We start from the raw sequence: 16,374 nt of genomic DNA, 5'->3' as shown, positions 1-16,374 counted from the left end.
CGAAAGCTGCTCAGCGCTTGAGCAACACCCGCACCGCCTCCGGCAGCGAGTTCACCTGCGGCATGAAGCGGTCCAGCGCCGCACCGAGCAGCACCGCGCACAGCAGCGCGCCGAGCAGTGGTTTCCACGTCAGCCGCACCGCGGCCGTGAGCCAGCCCTCGCGCGCCACGCGCACCGCGGCGGTGGCCGTGACGTAGCCAAAGGCGAGCTCGATCGCCACCGCGAGCAGCGCCTCCGAGCCGAAGTACAGCAGCACCAGCGCGCCGGCACCGAAGAGGATGGCCAGGCCGATCAGGAAGATGGCGACCACCGGCACCACGACGATGGCGCCTTCGTCGGCCCCAGCCGCGGCTTCCAGCGCGCCGCCGGCCAGGTCGCCGGCGCCGTGGCCTCCACCGGCCGGGCTCGTGCCGCCGCGGAACGACGGCCAGTCGGCGATCTGCGGGTCGGGCAGGTCGGGATCGAACTGGGTGTTCTTGCGGATCAGCATCGTGGCCCACCAGCGCAGGATCCAGAGGTACCCCAGGTAGCCCACGCCCAGCGTCAACAGGTAGCGCAGCGCCAGCGACTCGACGCCGGCCTTCATCTGCAGCCAGGACGCGAGCCACATGAGCAGCAGCGTCGCCGTCCCGATCAGCAGGCCGTGCGTGCGCAGGTCGTGGTCGCGGTGCAGGTCGCGCTCGACCTGCGTTTCCCAGAGGCGCACCGAGCGCCAGTTGGACAGGATCTTCAAGCGGCCCGCGCCTTGCTCAATCCACCGCCACGGGCACGCGCGGCGCCACCGCGCACATGAGCTCGTAGCCGATGGTGCCGGCTGACCGCGCGACCTCGTCGATGGGCAATACGGCGCCGTTCGAGGCACGCCCCCACAGCGTGACCTCGCTGCCGAACACGGCATCGGGCACTGGCGTGAGGTCGACCGTGATCATGTCCATGCTGACCCGGCCGACCATGCGGGTGCGCACGCCGTTCACCAGCACCGGCGTGCCGGTGTCGCAATGGCGCGGATAGCCGTCGGCATAGCCGACCGCCGCAACGCCGATGGTGAGCGGCCCTTCGGCGGTGAAGCGGGAGCCGTAGCCGATGGTGGCGCCCGCAGCCAGCGTCTGCACCGAGAGCAGCCTCGTGGACAGCGTCATGGACGGCTGCAGCTGCCAGTGCGCCGCATCGTGCTCGGGGAAGTCGGGCGCGCTGCCGTACAGCAGGATGCCGGGGCGCACCCAGTCGGCGCGCGTCGTGGCGGCATGGCGCAGGGTGGCGGCGCTGTTGGCGATCGTGCGCTCGCCCGGCAGGTCGCGCGTGACGCGCTCGAAGACCGCGAGCTGGTGGGCCACGCCGCGCGCGCCGTCGGCGTCGCTGAAGTGGGTCATCAGCGAGATCTCGTCGACCTGCGGAAGCGCGTCGAGCCGCGTCCAGGCGGCGCGGAAGCGCTCGGGCGAGAAGCCCAGCCGGTTCATGCCGGAATTCATCTTGAGGAACACGCGCTGCGGCACCTGCGTCTTGTGGGCGGCCAGCATGTCGATCTGCGCGTCGCAGTGCACGGTGTGCCAGAGCTCCAGGCGCGAGCACAGCTCCAGGTCGCGCGGCTCGAACACGCCTTCGAGCAGCAGCACCGGCCCGCGCCAGCCCAGGGCGCGCACGCGCACGGCCTCGGCCAGGTCGAGCAGCGCGAAGCCGTCGGCGGCGCGGAAGGGCTCGAAGACGCGCTCGATGCCGTGCCCGTAAGCGTTGGCCTTGACCACCGCCCAGACGCGGGCGTCGACGGCGGCGCGGCGCGCGCGCTCGAGGTTGTGGGCCAGGGCGGCGGTGTGGATGGTGGCGAGGATGGGACGAGGCACGGTGAAACCCGTTCAGGACATGAGGACAAACACCCGGAGGACGCGGGACGCGACCTCATTTTGACATTGCACCCCCATGCTATAACCGCGCATTTCCGCCAGTACCGCGGCCAATTTCCACTATTGCCAGCAGCCCACCTCCTGGCCAGCCAGCCCATCGATGAAGCGCGGTTTCTACACCATCATGTCGGCCCAGTTCTTCTCGTCGCTGGCCGACAACGCGCTTTTCGTTGCGGCGGTGGAATTGATGCGAAGCGGTGGCGCGCCCGAGTGGCAGCGCGCGGCACTGGTCCCGATCTTCACCATCTTCTACGTGGCACTGGCGCCGCTGGTCGGCGCCTTCGCCGATGCGCTGCCCAAGGGTCGCGTGATGTTCATCAGCAATGCGATCAAGGTGGTGGGCTGCGTGATGATGCTGTTCGGCGGCCATCCGCTTTGGGCCTATGCGGTGGTCGGCCTGGGCGCGGCCGCCTACTCGCCGGCCAAGTACGGCATCCTGACCGAGCTGCTGCCGGCCTCGCAGCTGGTCAAGGCCAACGGCTGGATCGAGGGCCTGACCATCGCCTCGATCATCCTGGGCATCGTGCTCGGCGGGCAGCTGGTGGGGCATGCGCTGTCGACCCGGCTGCTCGGGCTGGACTTGCCGGTGTTCGACACCGGCATCGACACCCCGCCCGAGGCGGCGATTTCCGCGCTGATCCTCGTCTACATCATCGCGGCCTGGTTCAACACGCGCATCCCCGACACCGGCGTCGAGATGCGGCCGCTGCGCGCCAATGCGCAGCAGGGCATGCTGCGCAACCTGCTGGCGCTGCTGCCGGACTTCTGGCACTGCAACTCGCGCCTGTGGCGCGACAAGCTGGGCCAGATCTCGCTGGCGACCACCACGCTCTTCTGGGGCGCGGGCGGCAACCTCAAGTACATCGTGCTGGCCTGGGCCTCGCTGGCGCTGGGCTACAGCACGGCGCAGGCGTCCTCGCTGACCGGCGTGGTGGCCATCGGCACCGCGGTGGGCGCGGTGGTGGCGTCGATGCGCATGCGCCTGGACATGGCCACGCGCGTGATCCCGATGGGCATCAGCATGGGCATCCTGCTGATCGGGATGAACTTCATCGGCAACATCTGGATCGCGGTGCCCTTCCTTATCCTGCTAGGCGGCCTGGGCGGCTTCCTGGTGGTGCCGATGAATGCGCTGCTGCAGCACCGCGGCCACAACCTGATGGGCGCCGGCCGCTCGATCGCGGTGCAGAACTTCAACGAGCAGGCCTGCATCCTGATCCTCGGCGCGTTCTACAGCGCCTGCACCGGCCTCGGGCTGTCGGCCTACTGGGCCATTACCGCCTTCGGGCTGGTGGTGGCGGGCTTCATGTGGCTGATCAAGCGCTGGCATCGCAACAACCTGCAGCGCTATCCGGAAGAGGTGGAGCACCTGCTCGCGATCGCCCGCAGCGACAAGCATCACTGAGCCCATCGCTGCCTTGCCCGCTCTCGCGCTTGTCTTCAACGCCTTCGTCTGGGGCGTCTCCTGGTTCCCCTTCCGCCAGATCGAGGCGCATGGCCTGCATCCCGTCTGGGCCACGGCCCTCATCTATGCGCTGATCGCGCTGGCCATGGGATGGCTGCGCCGCCATGCGTGGCGAGCCTTCGCGACGTGGCCGGGTCTGTGGCTCCTGGGGCTGGCGGCCGGCTTCACCAACGTGGGCTTCAACTGGGCCGTGACGCAGGGCGACGTGGTGCGGGTGGTGCTGCTGTTCTACCTGATGCCCTTGTGGAGCGTGCTGCTGGCCTGGATCTTCCTCGGCGAGCGGCCCAGCGCCTCGGCACTCGCGCGCATGGCACTTGCGCTCGCCGGCGTGGCCGTCGTGCTCAAGACGCCGGAGACCGACTGGCCGGTGCCGGCGAGCCTGCCCGACTGGCTGGGGGTGGCGGCCGGCTTCAGCTTCGCGCTGGCCAACATCCTGCTCCGCCGCTTGCGCCCGGCGCCCGGCGAATCGCGCGCGCTCGCCATGTTCGCCGGCTGCTGGAGTGGCGGGCCTGACCGGCGGCCAGCACCGCGCTCGGTTATCACCTGCCGCTGCCAGCTGCAGCTGTCGGCGGCGGCGGGTGGCGGCTGGGCGGCAATTCCTGGGCGGGCTTTGCCTCGCCAATGTTCGCCTGCAGTATGGCGCTGCGTTTGAGCGGACAGCGCGCCACCATATGGATCATGCTGTCGGAGGTGCTCTTCGCCAGCGTCTCCTCGGTGGCGCTGGGCGCGGCCACGCTGGATGCCCGCGTCTGGGCCGGCGGCGCGCTGATCGTGCTGGCGGCCCTGTGGTCCTCGTTTGCACGAACGAACGGCGGCGAGGATGATCGGCATTCCCGCATCCTGGAGGACAAGCCATCATGACCAGCGTCTACGACTTCGAAGCCCGGCAGATCGACGGCAGCGAGGTGCCGCTTTCCAAGTACAAGGGCCAGGTGCTCCTGATCGTCAACACGGCCAGCAAATGCGGCTTCACGCCGCAGTTCGAAGGCCTGGAGGCGCTCCACAAGAAATACGCCGGAAAAGGCCTCGCGGTGCTCGGCTTCCCATCCAACCAGTTCGGCAACCAGGACCCGGGCACGAACGAGGAGATCGGCGCCTTCTGCGTGCAGAACTACGGCGTGAGCTTCCCGATGATGGAGAAGATCGAGGTCAACGGCTCCGGCGCGACGCCGCTCTACAAGTGGCTGGCGAAGGAAGCGCCGGGCCTGCTGGGCAGCACGGCCATCAAGTGGAACTTCACCAAGTTCCTGGTCGGCAAGGACGGCCGCGTCCTCAAGCGCTATGCGCCACTGGACACGCCGGCCTCGATGACGCGCGACATCGAGGCGGCGCTGGCGTCATGAGCCGGCCGGGCCGCTCCCAAGGCGAATAGCACCGCAGCCGAAGGCGAAGGTACTCCAGTGAGCAGCTTCGCTCAGAAGCGGAAATCCGCGGTCTGCGAGCCGCGGCCGACCATGACCGTGTGCGTCTTGGTCATGCCCTCGGTACGGGCCTCGACGGTGTAGCGGCCGGCCGGCAGGTCGACCAGGCACACGGGCCCGGAGGCGCGCATCGCGAGCGCGGTGTCGCCGCCGGCGGACTTGATGGTGACTTCCACGTTGGCCAGGTACTCGCCGCCGGCGCGCGCGAACAGCAGCGCGAGCGGATGGTCCTTCATCGCGGCACGCATGGCGTTGGACTCGTCCGAGCCGATGCCGCCGCAGGCGAAGCGCGCGTTGCCCTGCACCTTCATGGCAGGCAGCGTGCCGGTGCCGGGGTCGACGGTCTGCGCGTGCGACGCCAGTGGCCCTGTGGCGCAGGCGCATGCGAGCGCAGCGCCGAAGAACAGCGTGTGGAGAGGGCGGTTGTGCATGGTCTTGCTCCCGAAGTGAAGACATGCGTATCGTGCCGCGCTGCCACCCGGCCCGGGTCGGACCAGTGCCTCTTCGCTTGTGCGATCAAACCGTCGCCGCGCACATGCCGCTCAGGCGGATCGCCAATCTGACGAATTGTCGCAAGACGGCAAGCAATCCGCGCCCGCTCGCCACACTTCGGCTCTCGCCTTGGCGCCGCGCGCATCAGCAAAGTCGGCGCCGACCCCACGCCTTCGAACAGACCCATGATCAGTTATCGCGCCCTGCCGCTCCGCGCCCTTGCCGCGGCCATCTTCTCCTTGTGTCTTGCCGCTTGTGGCGGAGGCGGCGATGGCGGTTGCGCAGCCTGCGGGTTCGGGGCTTCCCTGGCGGGCGCATCGGCAGATCCCTCGACGGCCCAACCGCCCACGTCGCCGACAACCCCGCCTTCGACCGAAACGCCCTCGACCGAGCCTCCGCCGCCGCCTGGCACGACGCCTCCCAGTTACGTCATTGGCGGCTCGCTCACAGGACTGCCCGCCAACAGCAAGCTGGTTCTGCTGAACAACGCGGGCGACACCCTGACGCTGGCAGCCAATGGTGCATTCAGCTTCGCGGCGCCCGTGACCTTCAATACCGGCTACGCGGTCACGATCGCCACCCAGCCTCTGTGGCAAGCCTGCCGCATAGCCAATGGCAACGGCACCGCCGTCGCCAACGTCACCAGCGTCGCGGTGTCCTGCGCCGACGCGCAAGCGCTGGTCTCGACCTTGGCCGGCTCTTCGGCGACGGGCTCGGCCGACGGCACGGGCGGTGCAGCAAGGTTCGACAGCCCGCAAAGCATGGCGATGGACGGCAGCGGAAACATCTATGTGATGGACTCCGACAACTTTGTGGTCCGCAAGGTCACGCCGACTGGCGAGGTGAGCACCTTGGCCGGTTCGGTTGTGCCCGGCTACTCCGTTGGCGTGGTCGTCGATGCCGGCGGCAATGTCTACGTCGCGGACTACGAGAACAACGTGATCCGCAAGATCACGCCAACCGGTGATGCCTCCATCCTGGCCGGTTCCACGGAGGGCTGGACCGATGCCACCGGTACCGATGCCCAATTCAACGGGCCGGCAGGGTTGGCGATCGATTCGAGCGGCAACGTCTATGTCGCGGACTATGACAACAACGTGATCCGCAAGATCACGCCGAACGGAACGGTCACGACCGTGGCCGGTTCCGGGAGCCGAGGGGCGGCGGATGGCCAAGGAGCGGCTGCGTCGTTCGACAGACCGAACGGGCTCAAGGTCGACGCCAGCGGCCATATCTACGTCGCCGACGCCTCCAACCACCTTATCCGCAAGATCACGCCCGATGGTGTCGTCACCACTCTGGCCGGCTCGACGCAAGGCTTCGCAGACGGCACCGGCATCGCTGCGCAATTCGACTACCCGTGGGGTATCGCCCTCGACGCCGACGGCAACGTCTACGTGGCGGACTCCAGCAATAACAAGATCCGCAAGATCACGCCGAACGGCGTTGTCACCACGCTTGCCGGCTCGGGTACGAACGGCTCGGAAAACGGCTTCGGCCTCACAGCCCAGTTCGACGATCCGCTGGACGTCGCAGTGGATGCCAGCGGCAACGTCTACGTGCTCGACGACTACAGCGTCCGCAAGATCAGTCCGTTGCGCTGACAGAACGGAATGCATCACCTCCTCTCGCGAATATTCACCCGTGCATCGGGGCGCTGAACGCACGAGCAATCCATCCGACTCGGCGCCATCAACCATCGAGCCAATCGAACATGAGACTTCTCACTCTCCGCCCCCTCGCCATGGCCGCCCTCTGCCTGTCTCTCGCTGCTTGTGGCGGTGGAGGCGATGGCGGGTGCTCAACATGCGGCTTCCTGGCTTCCGTTCCGAGTGCACCTGCCTCCGGCGACACGGTACCTGCGCAGATCCCTTCCGCTGGCGACACGGCACCTGCGCAGTTCCCTCCCGCTGGCGATACGGCGCCTCCCACCTATGCCATCGGCGGCGCTCTCACGGGGCTGGCCAGCAACACCAAGTTGGTTCTGCTGGACAACGCCGGTGATGCACTGACACTGGCGACCAATGGCGCCTTCAGCTTCGCTGCGCCCGTGGCTTTCAATACTGCCTACGCGGTGACGGTGGGCACACAGCCTCTATGGCAAAACTGCAGCGTGAGCAACGGCAGCGGGACCGCCACGGCTGATGTGAACAGCGTACAGGTGACCTGCATCGAAGCGCAAGCGCAGGTCTCGACACTTGCCGGCTCGGCTGCACCAGGCTTCGCTGACGACACCGGCAATGCCGCGCGGTTCAATAGCCCAGACGGCATAGCGGTTGATCCCAGCGGCAATGTCTACGTGGCGGATTTCAACAACAACAGGATCCGAAAGATCACTCCGGCCGGCGTCGTCACTACCTGGGCCGGCTCCGGAACAGCAGGCTTCGCCGACGACACCGGTACTGCGGCGCAGTTCAATGGCCCATGGGGCATCGCGGTGGATCTCAGCGGCAATGTCTACGTGGCGGAGAACATCAACCACAAGATCCGCAAGATCACACCGGTCGGCGTTGTCACCACGCTGGCCGGCTCCGGAACAGCAGGCTCGGCCGATGGCCCCGGCGGTACCGCGCAATTCAACTATCCGAGTGGCCTCGCAATCGATGCAAGCGGCAACGTCTACGTAGCGGATGACCACATGATTCGCAAGATCACGCCGAATGGCGTTGTCTCCACCCTGGCCGGCACGACCACGTCCGGCTCGACCGATGGCGCCGGGCTGGTTGCGCGATTCAACTGGCCGTACAGCCTCACGGTCGATACCAGCGGCAATGTCTACGTGGCGGACACCTGGAACCATGCGATTCGCAAGATCACACCGGCAGGTGTCGTGGCAAGATTTGCCGGGACAGGAACGGCCGGCTCAGCGGACGGCACGAGCTCAAACGCACAATTCAGCTTTCCGTCCAGCGTTGCAGTCGATACCAGCGGCAATGTCTACGTCTCGGAGCTGGGCAACCACGCGATTCGCAAGATCACACCGGCTGGAGTCGTCACGAAACTCGCCGGTTCAGGAACGGCAGGTTTAGCCGACGGCATTGGGACCACGGCGCAATTCAACAATCCTTGGGACGTGAAGTTGGACGCCGGCGACAACCTTTACGTCGCCACCGACAATGCGATCCGCAAGATCACACCGGTGCGCTAACTCCGCTGCGGGACCGCAATGACTCGAGGGCAGTTCGGGTGATCCCAGTCAGGAACCCAGTGCCTCGTCCAGCACTTCCGCCCAGTGCCGCACCGGCAGCGCACTGCCGCTTTGCAGATGCGTGATGCAGCCGATGTTGGCCGACAGGATGGCGGTGGGCCGCAGCTGATCGAGATGGCCCAGCTTGCGGTCGCGCAGCGCATAGGCCAGCTCGGGCTGCAGCACGGAGTACGTGCCGGCCGAGCCGCAGCAAAGATGCGACTCGTTCTTCGCGACCTGAATGTCGAAGCCGAGTGCGCGCAGATTCACCTCGACGCCGCCGCGCAGCTTCTGCCCATGCTGCAGCGTGCACGGCGGGTGGTAGGCGTAGACGCCCGGCGGCGCCTTTACGCGGTCCTTCAACAGCGGCACCAGTTCGGGCAGCAGCTCGCTCAGGTCACGCGTGAGTGCGCCGATGCGCGCGGCCTTCTGCGCATAGGCCGGCTCATCGCGCAGCACATGGCCGTACTCGCGCACGGTGACGCCGCAGCCGGAGGCGTTCATCACGATTGCTTCGACCACACCGTCCTCGACGTAGGGCCACCACGCATCGATGTTGGCGCGCATCTGCGCCTTGCCGCCTTCCTGGTCGTTGAGATGGAACTTCACCGCACCGCAGCAACCGGCAGTTGGCGCGATCACCGCCTCGATGCCCGCGGCATCGAGCACGCGCGCGGTCGCGCTGTTGATGTTGGGCGCCATCGATGGCTGCACACAGCCGGCAAGCATGAGCATCTTGCGCGCATGACTGCGCGTGGGCCACGCCCCGGCGGGCTGCGGCGCCGGCACCTTGGCTTTGAGCTTGGCCGGCAACAGGCCGCGCACCGACTGGCCCAGCTTCATCGCAGGACCGAAGAGCGGCGAGGGCAGCGCCTCCTTCAGCGTCCACCGCAGCGCACCTTCCAGCGGCGGCCGCTGCACTTTCTCGTCGACGATCTTGCGGCCGATATCGACCAGGTGGCCGTACTGCACGCCGCTCGGACACGTGCTCTCGCAGTTGCGGCACGTGAGGCACCGATCCAGGTGCAGCTGCGTGCTGCGCGTCGGCGCTTTGCCTTCGAGCACCTGCTTGATCAGGTAGATGCGCCCGCGCGGGCCGTCGAGCTCGTCGCCCAGCAGCTGGTAGGTCGGGCAGGTGGCCGTGCAGAAGCCGCAGTGCACGCACTTGCGCAGGATGGCCTCGGCCTCTTCGCCGTCGGGCGTGCCCTTGAATTCGGGAGCGAGTTCGGTTTGCATCTCAAGTCGTGGGGAAGAGCCGTGCGCGGTCGAACACGGCATGGGGATCGAACTCGCGCATCAGCGCCTCGTGGATGCGCTTGAGCGGTGCGCTCAGGGCATCGAAGCGGCGGGTGGCGGTGCCGGCGCCGTCCGCGGTCATGAACAGCGTTGCATGGCCGCCTGCGGAACGGGCCGCTTCCCGGAGCCGCTCGCCCTCGCCGGGCGCCACCTGATACCAACGCTGGCCTCCATGCCATTCGATCAGCGGTGGCTCTTCCAGCGGAAGCACCGGCGCGGTCTGCGGCACGGACAGGCGCCACAGCTCTTTGCCCTGGCGCGCGTCGAACCAGGGCAGCCGGAGATCGCGCGCGGCCTCCCAGTCGCTGCGGGCCTGCGCATCGTCCTGCCGCTCGCCGCCGAGGCGGGTGCAGGCCGCCGCCACCGCGGCCGTCGCGCCACGCAGGCGCAGCCAAAGCCGCCCCTGGCCCTGCTCATGCGTCCAGCGGCTCGCATTGAGCGGCAGCGGCTGGCCGCCCCAGCCGTTGAGCAGGCGCAGCGCATCGGCCTGGTGGCAATCGAAGACCAGCGTGGCTTCGGCCGGCGGCACGGGCAGCACCTTCAGGCTGACTTCCGTGATCAGCCCCAGCACGCCCAGCGAGCCGGCCAGCACGCGTGAGACGTCGTAGCCGGCAACGTTCTTCATGACTTGGCCGCCGAAGCTGAGCAGCTCACCGCGGCCGTTGAGAAGCTGGGCGCCCAGCACGTAGTCGCGCACGGCGCCGGCGCTGGCCCGCGCAGGGCCGCTGAGGCCCGCGGCGACCATGCCACCGACCGTGCCGCCTTGCTCGAAACGCGGCGGCTCGAAAGGCAGGCACTGGCCCTGCGCCGCCAATGCTGCTTCGAGCGCTGCCAGCGGCGTACCGGCGCGCACAGTGACGACAAGCTCGCTGGGTTCGTAGCTCACGAGGCCCTGGAGCTCGCCGGTGGAAAGCGGCTCGCCCCGCGGCGGCTCTCCGTAAAAATCCTTGGTGCCGGCGCCACGAATGCGCAGCACAGTGCGCTCGGCGGCAGCGGCGCGAATGCGCTCGGCGATCTGGCGAAGGGCTGGATCCATGCGGACGATGGTAGCGCCCACTACCGGCTTCATTCCGCGAAGAAATGGACGGGCAGTCCTGACACTTCCGAACGCATCGCGATCACCTGCCCGGAAGCCGGCCTCTGCTCGAGTTCATCGGCAGGCCGCCCGCGGCGTGCGCTGGTAACGAACAGCGTGCGCAGATCGTCGCCGCCGAAGCAGGGCATGGTGGGGCATTGCACCGGCACGGGCAGCGCCGCCACCTGTTCGCCCAGGGGAGAGAAGCGCAGCAACTGCCCGCCCTCGAACATGGCGACCCAGTAGCAGCCCTCGGCGTCGACGGTTGCGCCATCGGGCCGCCCCTGGTAGCGCTGCGCGGAAGTCGACGACCAGCCCTCTGGCTTGGCTTCGAACTGGCGCAAAACGCGGGGACGCGCGAGGCGATTGGCCTGGGCATCCCAGTCCCACACGCTCACGCAGTGCGCTGCGGTGTCGGCCCAGTAGAGCGCTGCCGCATCGGGCGCAAAGGCCAGGCCGTTGGCGGTGGTGACGCCTTCAGCCATGCGGGTCAGCTGCGGCGCGCGGCCACCGCGCGCATCGAGGCAGTAGAGCGCACCGCTGGCGCGGTCCTTGGCCTCGTTGAGCGTGCCGGCCCAGAAGCGGCCCTGCGCGTCGCACTTGCCGTCGTTGAAGCGCATGCTGCGCGCGTCGTGGTCCACGTGCGCGAGAACGGTGAGCGCCCCGCCCCATTTGCGCGCACGGTAGATGCCATCGCGCAGTGCGATCACCAGGCCGCCGCGGGCCGCGGGCGCCATGCAGCCGGGCTCGGTGGGCAGGCTCCAGCGCTCGACCGTGGGCTTGCCCCCGATCTCGCCGCGGGTGCGCAACACGGCGCGGCCCGGGATGTCGAGCCAGTAGAGCGAGCGCTCATGGGGGTGCCAGAAGGGCGATTCGCCGAGCTGGCAGAGGCTGTCGTCGAGGGCGGTCCACATGCCGGCAGCTTAGCCAAAAAAATGGCCCGCTCGCGCCAGGGCGCTTGCGGGCCGAACATCCAAAGGAGACTCTTGCTTTGAATTGTTCCTGCAGGCGATGGGTGCGGGCCGCGCGCGGCCCACACTCGCCTCGCTTCAGCGGTTGTAGGCGGTTTCGCCGTGGGCCGAGATGTCCAGGCCCTCGCGCTCTTCCTCTTCGCTCACGCGCAGGCCGACGGTGAGGTCGACGATCTTGAAGGCGACGAAGGAAACGACTGCGGACCAGACGACGGTCAGCAGCACGGCCTTGAGCTGGATCCAGACTTGCGCGCCGATGCCGTTGGACACCACGCCGGCCGTAACCCAGTCTCCCACCAGGCCGGGGCCGCCGAGCGCCTGGGTGTTGAACACGCCGGTCAGCAATGCGCCGACGATGCCGCCCACGCCGTGCACGCCGAACACGTCCAGCGAGTCATCGGCGCCGAGCATGCGCTTGAGGCCGTTGACGCCCCAAAGGCAAGCGAAGCCGGCGATGAAGCCGATGATGATCGCCCCCATCAGGCCGACATTACCGGCCGCCGGCGTGATGGCCACCAGGCCGGCGACGGCGCCGGATGCGGCACCCAGCATCGAGGCCTTGCCCTTCATCAGCGCTTCGCCGATGGACCAGGCGAGCACCGCCGCGGCCGTGGCCGAGAAGGTGTTCATGAAGGCCAGCACGGCGCTGGTGCCGGCTTCGAGTGCGGAGCCCGCATTGAAGCCGAACCAGCCCACCCACAGCAGCGAGGCACCGACCATCGTGAGCGTCAGCGAGTGCGGCGTGAAGGCTTCCTTGCCGTAGCCGATGCGCTTGCCCACCAGGAAGGCGCCGACCAGGCCGGCAACGGCCGCGTTGATGTGCACCACGGTGCCGCCCGCGAAGTCGAGCGCGCCCCATTGCCAGAGCAGGCCGGCCTTGGCGTTCATGGCGTCGACCACGTCCTTGTTGGCGTAGGCGTCCGGGCCCATCCAGAACCAGACCATGTGCGCGATCGGCGCATAGCTGAAGGTGAACCACAGCGCCATGAAGAGCAGCACGGCCGAGAACTTGATGCGCTCGGCGAAGGCGCCCACGATCAGGCAGCAGGTGATGCCGGCGAAGGTGGCCTGGAAGGCGGCGAACAGCAACTCGGGGATGTAAACGCCCTTGCTGAAGGTCGCGCCCGGCGCGAAGGTGCCGGTGGCGGCGTCGAAGATGCCCTTCATGAAGAGACGGTCGAAGCCGCCGATGAAGGAGTTGCCCTCGGTGAAGGCCAGGCTGTAGCCGTAGATCAGCCACAGCACCACGATCATCGAGAAGGTGACCATGATCTGCATGAGCACCGACAGCATGTTCTTGCTGCGCACCAGGCCGCCGTAGAAGAGGGCCAGGCCGGGGATGGTCATCATGATGACCAGCAGCGTCGACAGCAGCATCCAGGCGGTGTCGCCCTTGTTGAACGAAGGCGCCGGCGCCGCGGCCGCTGCATCGGCGGCGGGTGCTGCGGCGGCGGGAGCGGCCGGGGCCGCTGCAGCAGGTGCAGCGGGCGCGGCAGCAGCCGGGGCCGAGGCAGCAGGCGCTTCGGCCGGGGCCGGCGGGGTCTGGGCAAAGCCGGCGGTGCCGGCGACGAGCACGCCCAGCCCGAGGGCGAGAGAGACAAGCAGTTTTTTCATTGGATCTGTTCTTTCGTGCCTCGAAGTCAAAGGGCTTCGCGGCCTGTTTCCCCGGTGCGGATGCGCACGACCTGCTCGAGGTCGTAGACGAAGATCTTGCCGTCTCCGATCTTGCCGGTGCGCGCGGCGGCCTCGACCGCCTCGATCACGCGCTCGACCAGATCGTCGGCCACGGCGGCCTCGATCTTGACCTTGGGCAGGAAGTCGACCACGTACTCGGCGCCGCGGTAGAGCTCGGTGTGGCCCTTCTGGCGGCCGAATCCCTTGACTTCCGTCACGGTGATGCCCTGGACGCCGATCGTCGAAAGCGCCTCGCGCACCTCGTCGAGCTTGAACGGCTTGATGATGGCTGTAACCAGCTTCATGATGTTTCCCCCACAGATTTCACGATGGTTCTCCTCAGGATGGATGGATCGGGACGCCTGGCCTGGATCAGAGCGTCTTGGTCAGCGTAACGATGAACCGCGCCTTGTTGGGCGACCAGGTCTGCACGCCGACCGGGCCGAAGCCCAGGTCGATGCCCGGGCTGGACACCAGCAGGTACGAGCTCTTCTTGTTGGCGCCCTGCACCGAGCCGGCCAGCGACAGGCCGTTGCCGAAGTCGTAGGAGGCGCCCACGTTGTAGTCCACGTAGCTCTTGTAGCCCAGGCTGCGGATGTCGCTGCTCATGTGCGTGTAGCCCACCGCCGCCTTCAACGTGACCTTGGGCACGATCTCCTTCGTGTAGCTCAGGTTCAGGTAGCCGGTGTTGCGGCCCTTCAGGCCCGAGCCGTCGCGCTCGCCGGCGTAGTTGAAGTAGTCCTTGGATACGGTGTGCGAGTACTTCAGCGTGAACGAGCCGATGGCCTCGTCGGCCCAGGTGCCCGCGCCGTACAGCTCGGTGGTGTTGCCGCGGGCGTTGCCCGGGTAGATGTAGCTGAGCACGCCGAAGTCGAGGTCGAACACGCCGGCCTTGAACTTGTAGCCGCCATAGATGTCGCTCTCGATGCTGTTGCCGTTGAGCCAGTTGACGCTGGAGTTCCAGTTGCCGATGTAGAAGCCGCTCTCGCCGAAGGCATAGTCGAAGCCGCCCTGGATGGCGGGCTTGAAGCCCTTGGTCTTGGCGAAGCCGCCGCTGCCGAGCACGTCCTGGTCCTGGCCGCGGAACTTGTAGTTGCTGGTCAGGGAAACGTTGCCTGTCAGCTGGGCGCTTGCCAGCATGGGAAGGGCTGCCAGCGCGGCCACAGCCAAGGCGGACGCGGTTTTACGGTGCATCATCGGGAGACTCCTCGGTCAGTTTTGAAATGGTTGGATACCGATTCAAAGCAGGGAGCGTGCCAAATCTCGCAGCCGTGTGTCGCGGAGCCTGAGAGAGGTGCATGGAGGCGCATGAACAAGTGATGGTTGCACCATCTTGGTGAAAAGGGAGAAAAATGAGTCTGTCTTTGGTGCAAAGCCGTGCTTTGCTGGGCCTGGAAGCGGCGAGTGTCACGGTTGAGGTGCATCTGGCGAATGGCCTGCCCAGCTTCACGCTGGTGGGCCTGGCTGATGTGGAGGTCAAGGAAGCGCGCGAGCGCGTGCGCGCCGCCATCCAGAACGCCGGCCTCGAATTCCCGAGCAACAAGAGGATCACAGTCAATCTGGCGCCGGCCGACCTGCCGAAGGACTCGGGCGCTTCGACCTGCCGATCGCCCTGGGCATCCTGGCGGCCGCGGGACAGATCGAGGCGGCACGGCTGGCCGGCCACGAGTTCGCCGGGGAGCTCTCGCTTTCAGGGCATCTGCGGCCCGTGCGTGGTGCACTCGCGATGGCGCTGGCGTTGCATGGCGGGGGCGTTGCGACGCGACTGGTGCTGCCGGCCGAGAGCGCGCGCGAGGCCGCCCTGGTGCCCGGTGCCGAGATCTACGGTGCGGCCCACCTGCTCGATGTGGTGCGGCAGTTCCTGCCGGGCGGCCCGGTGCCGGGCGAGGCGGCGGACGATGGCTGGCATCGCGCATTGCCTGCCGCCGCCGGGCCGGCGGCGGCCGTGGCCGATCTGGCGGAGGTCAAGGGTCATGCGGGTGCGAGACGCGCCCTGGAAATCGCCGCGGCAGGCCAGCACAGCCTGCTGATGGTGGGCCCGCCGGGTTCCGGCAAGTCGATGCTGGCCCAGCGCTTCGCCGGTCTGCTCCCGGAAATGAGCGTGGACGAGGCACTGGAGAGCGCCGCAGTGGCCAGTTTGCAGGGCCGCTTCGCCGTCGAGCGCTGGCGCGTGCGGCCGACCTGCAGCCCGCACCACAGCGCCAGCGCGGTGGCCTTGGTGGGCGGCGGCTCGCCGCCGCGGCCGGGGGAAATCTCGCTGGCGCACAACGGCGTGCTGTTCCTCGATGAGTTCCCCGAGTTCCAGCGCAGCGCGCTCGAGGCGCTGCGCGAGCCGCTGGAGACCGGCAACATCACCATTGCGCGGGCGGCGCGGCGTGCCGAGTTCCCGGCTCGCTTCCAGTTGGTGGCGGCCATGAACCCATGCCCCTGCGGCTATCTGGGCTCCTCGCTCAAGTCCTGCCGCCGCACGCCGGACCAGGTGGCCCGCTACCAAGGCAAGCTCAGCGGGCCCTTGCTGGACCGCATCGACCTGCACATCGAGGTGCCCGCGGTGGCGGCGACCCAACTGCTCGACACCCCCGCCGGCGAAGCCAGTGCCGAGGTGCGTGTGCGCGTCGTCGAAGCGCGTGAGCGCGCCATCCGCCGGCAGGGCAAGGCCAACCAGGCGCTACAAGGCGCGGAGATCGACCGCCACGCGCAGCTTGATGCCGCCGCCCTGCAGTTCCTGCATGCGGCGGCGTCGCGGCTGGGCTGGTCGGCGCGCGGGACGCATCGCGCGCTCAAGCTGGCCCGCACGATCGCGGACCTGGCGGGGGCAGGCACGGTGCAGGCGGGGCATGTGGCGGAAGCGGTGCAGTACCGGCGTGCGTTGCAGGTCGCCGGATGATCAAGCTT

The 16,374-nt window shown here is 67.9% G+C and carries 13 protein-coding genes and 2 pseudogenes; 6 read left to right on the top strand and 9 right to left on the bottom strand.

Translation table 11 applies throughout. The annotated features are described in order from the left end of the window. Positions 1-10 precede the first annotated feature (10 nt). On the bottom strand, positions 11-733 hold the full coding sequence (locus GXN78_RS14455) for a hypothetical protein (protein WP_106559445.1): 723 nt from the start codon (positions 731-733) through the stop codon (positions 11-13). Between the two features lie 16 nt (positions 734-749). Beyond that, on the bottom strand, positions 750-1,838 hold the full coding sequence (gene alr, locus GXN78_RS14450; protein ID WP_106559444.1) for an alanine racemase: 1,089 nt from the start codon (positions 1,836-1,838) through the stop codon (positions 750-752). 160 nt (positions 1,839-1,998) lie between these two features. Here alr and lplT point away from each other — a divergent pair, with 160 nt between their 5' ends. The 3 genes and pseudogenes from lplT (at position 1,999) to GXN78_RS14435 (ending at position 4,706) form a co-directional block, all read left to right on the top strand. Beyond that, a complete protein-coding gene (gene lplT / locus GXN78_RS14445; RefSeq protein WP_106559443.1) occupies positions 1,999-3,303 on the top strand; it encodes a lysophospholipid transporter LplT in 1,305 nt (434 codons plus the stop codon). Between the two features lie 13 nt (positions 3,304-3,316). Further along, a pseudogene (locus tag GXN78_RS14440) lies at positions 3,317-4,224 on the top strand (DMT family transporter). Next, on the top strand, positions 4,221-4,706 hold the full coding sequence (locus GXN78_RS14435) for a glutathione peroxidase (RefSeq protein ID WP_106560371.1): 486 nt from the start codon (positions 4,221-4,223) through the stop codon (positions 4,704-4,706). The pseudogene GXN78_RS14440 and the gene GXN78_RS14435 overlap by 4 nt, the downstream one beginning before the upstream one ends. A gap of 71 nt (positions 4,707-4,777) precedes the next feature. Here the strand turns inward: GXN78_RS14435 and GXN78_RS14430 are convergent, their stop codons facing one another. Beyond that, a complete protein-coding gene (locus GXN78_RS14430) occupies positions 4,778-5,215 on the bottom strand; it encodes a carboxypeptidase regulatory-like domain-containing protein (protein ID WP_239142714.1) in 438 nt (145 codons plus the stop codon). Between the two features lie 246 nt (positions 5,216-5,461). Here GXN78_RS14430 and GXN78_RS40835 point away from each other — a divergent pair, with 246 nt between their 5' ends. Then, the gene (locus GXN78_RS40835) at positions 5,462-6,880 is read left to right on the top strand and encodes an NHL repeat-containing protein (RefSeq protein WP_204162225.1); all 1,419 of its coding nucleotides are present in this window, start codon (positions 5,462-5,464) and stop codon (positions 6,878-6,880) included. 374 nt (positions 6,881-7,254) lie between these two features. Further along, the gene (locus tag GXN78_RS14420; protein ID WP_164255467.1) at positions 7,255-8,424 is read left to right on the top strand and encodes an NHL repeat-containing protein; all 1,170 of its coding nucleotides are present in this window, start codon (positions 7,255-7,257) and stop codon (positions 8,422-8,424) included. 48 nt (positions 8,425-8,472) lie between these two features. Here the strand turns inward: GXN78_RS14420 and glcF are convergent, their stop codons facing one another. The 6 genes from glcF to GXN78_RS14390 all read right to left on the bottom strand — a co-directional run bounded on the left by glcF (position 8,473) and on the right by GXN78_RS14390 (position 14,676). Continuing rightward, positions 8,473-9,699: a glycolate oxidase subunit GlcF gene (gene glcF, locus GXN78_RS14415; protein WP_106560369.1), complete on the bottom strand. Its 1,227-nt coding sequence runs from the start codon at positions 9,697-9,699 to the stop codon at positions 8,473-8,475. A gap of 1 nt (position 9,700) precedes the next feature. After that, positions 9,701-10,795 carry a glycolate oxidase subunit GlcE gene (glcE, locus tag GXN78_RS14410; RefSeq protein ID WP_106560368.1) on the bottom strand — a complete coding sequence of 365 codons (1,095 nt, stop codon included), beginning with the start codon at positions 10,793-10,795 and terminating at the stop codon, positions 9,701-9,703. 29 nt (positions 10,796-10,824) lie between these two features. Beyond that, positions 10,825-11,748, bottom strand: a complete 924-nt coding sequence (locus GXN78_RS14405; protein ID WP_106560367.1) for an SMP-30/gluconolactonase/LRE family protein — start codon at positions 11,746-11,748, stop codon at positions 10,825-10,827. 135 nt (positions 11,749-11,883) lie between these two features. After that, positions 11,884-13,419 carry an ammonium transporter gene (gene amt, locus GXN78_RS14400; protein WP_181360674.1) on the bottom strand — a complete coding sequence of 512 codons (1,536 nt, stop codon included), beginning with the start codon at positions 13,417-13,419 and terminating at the stop codon, positions 11,884-11,886. Positions 13,420-13,445: 26 nt separating this feature from the next. Then, on the bottom strand, positions 13,446-13,784 hold the full coding sequence (gene glnK, locus GXN78_RS14395; protein WP_106560366.1) for a P-II family nitrogen regulator: 339 nt from the start codon (positions 13,782-13,784) through the stop codon (positions 13,446-13,448). Positions 13,785-13,851: 67 nt separating this feature from the next. Next, positions 13,852-14,676: a TorF family putative porin gene (locus GXN78_RS14390; protein ID WP_106560365.1), complete on the bottom strand. Its 825-nt coding sequence runs from the start codon at positions 14,674-14,676 to the stop codon at positions 13,852-13,854. Positions 14,677-14,831: 155 nt separating this feature from the next. Between GXN78_RS14390 and GXN78_RS14385 the strand changes: the two are divergent. Continuing rightward, positions 14,832-16,366: pseudogene (locus GXN78_RS14385) on the top strand (YifB family Mg chelatase-like AAA ATPase). The last annotated feature ends 8 nt before the right edge of the window (positions 16,367-16,374 follow it).

Origin of the sequence: Variovorax sp. WS11 (assembly GCF_010499245.1) — a bacterium.
Lineage (GTDB): Bacteria > Pseudomonadota > Gammaproteobacteria > Burkholderiales > Burkholderiaceae_C > Variovorax.
This window is presented reverse-complemented; position numbering and strand designations above follow the sequence as displayed.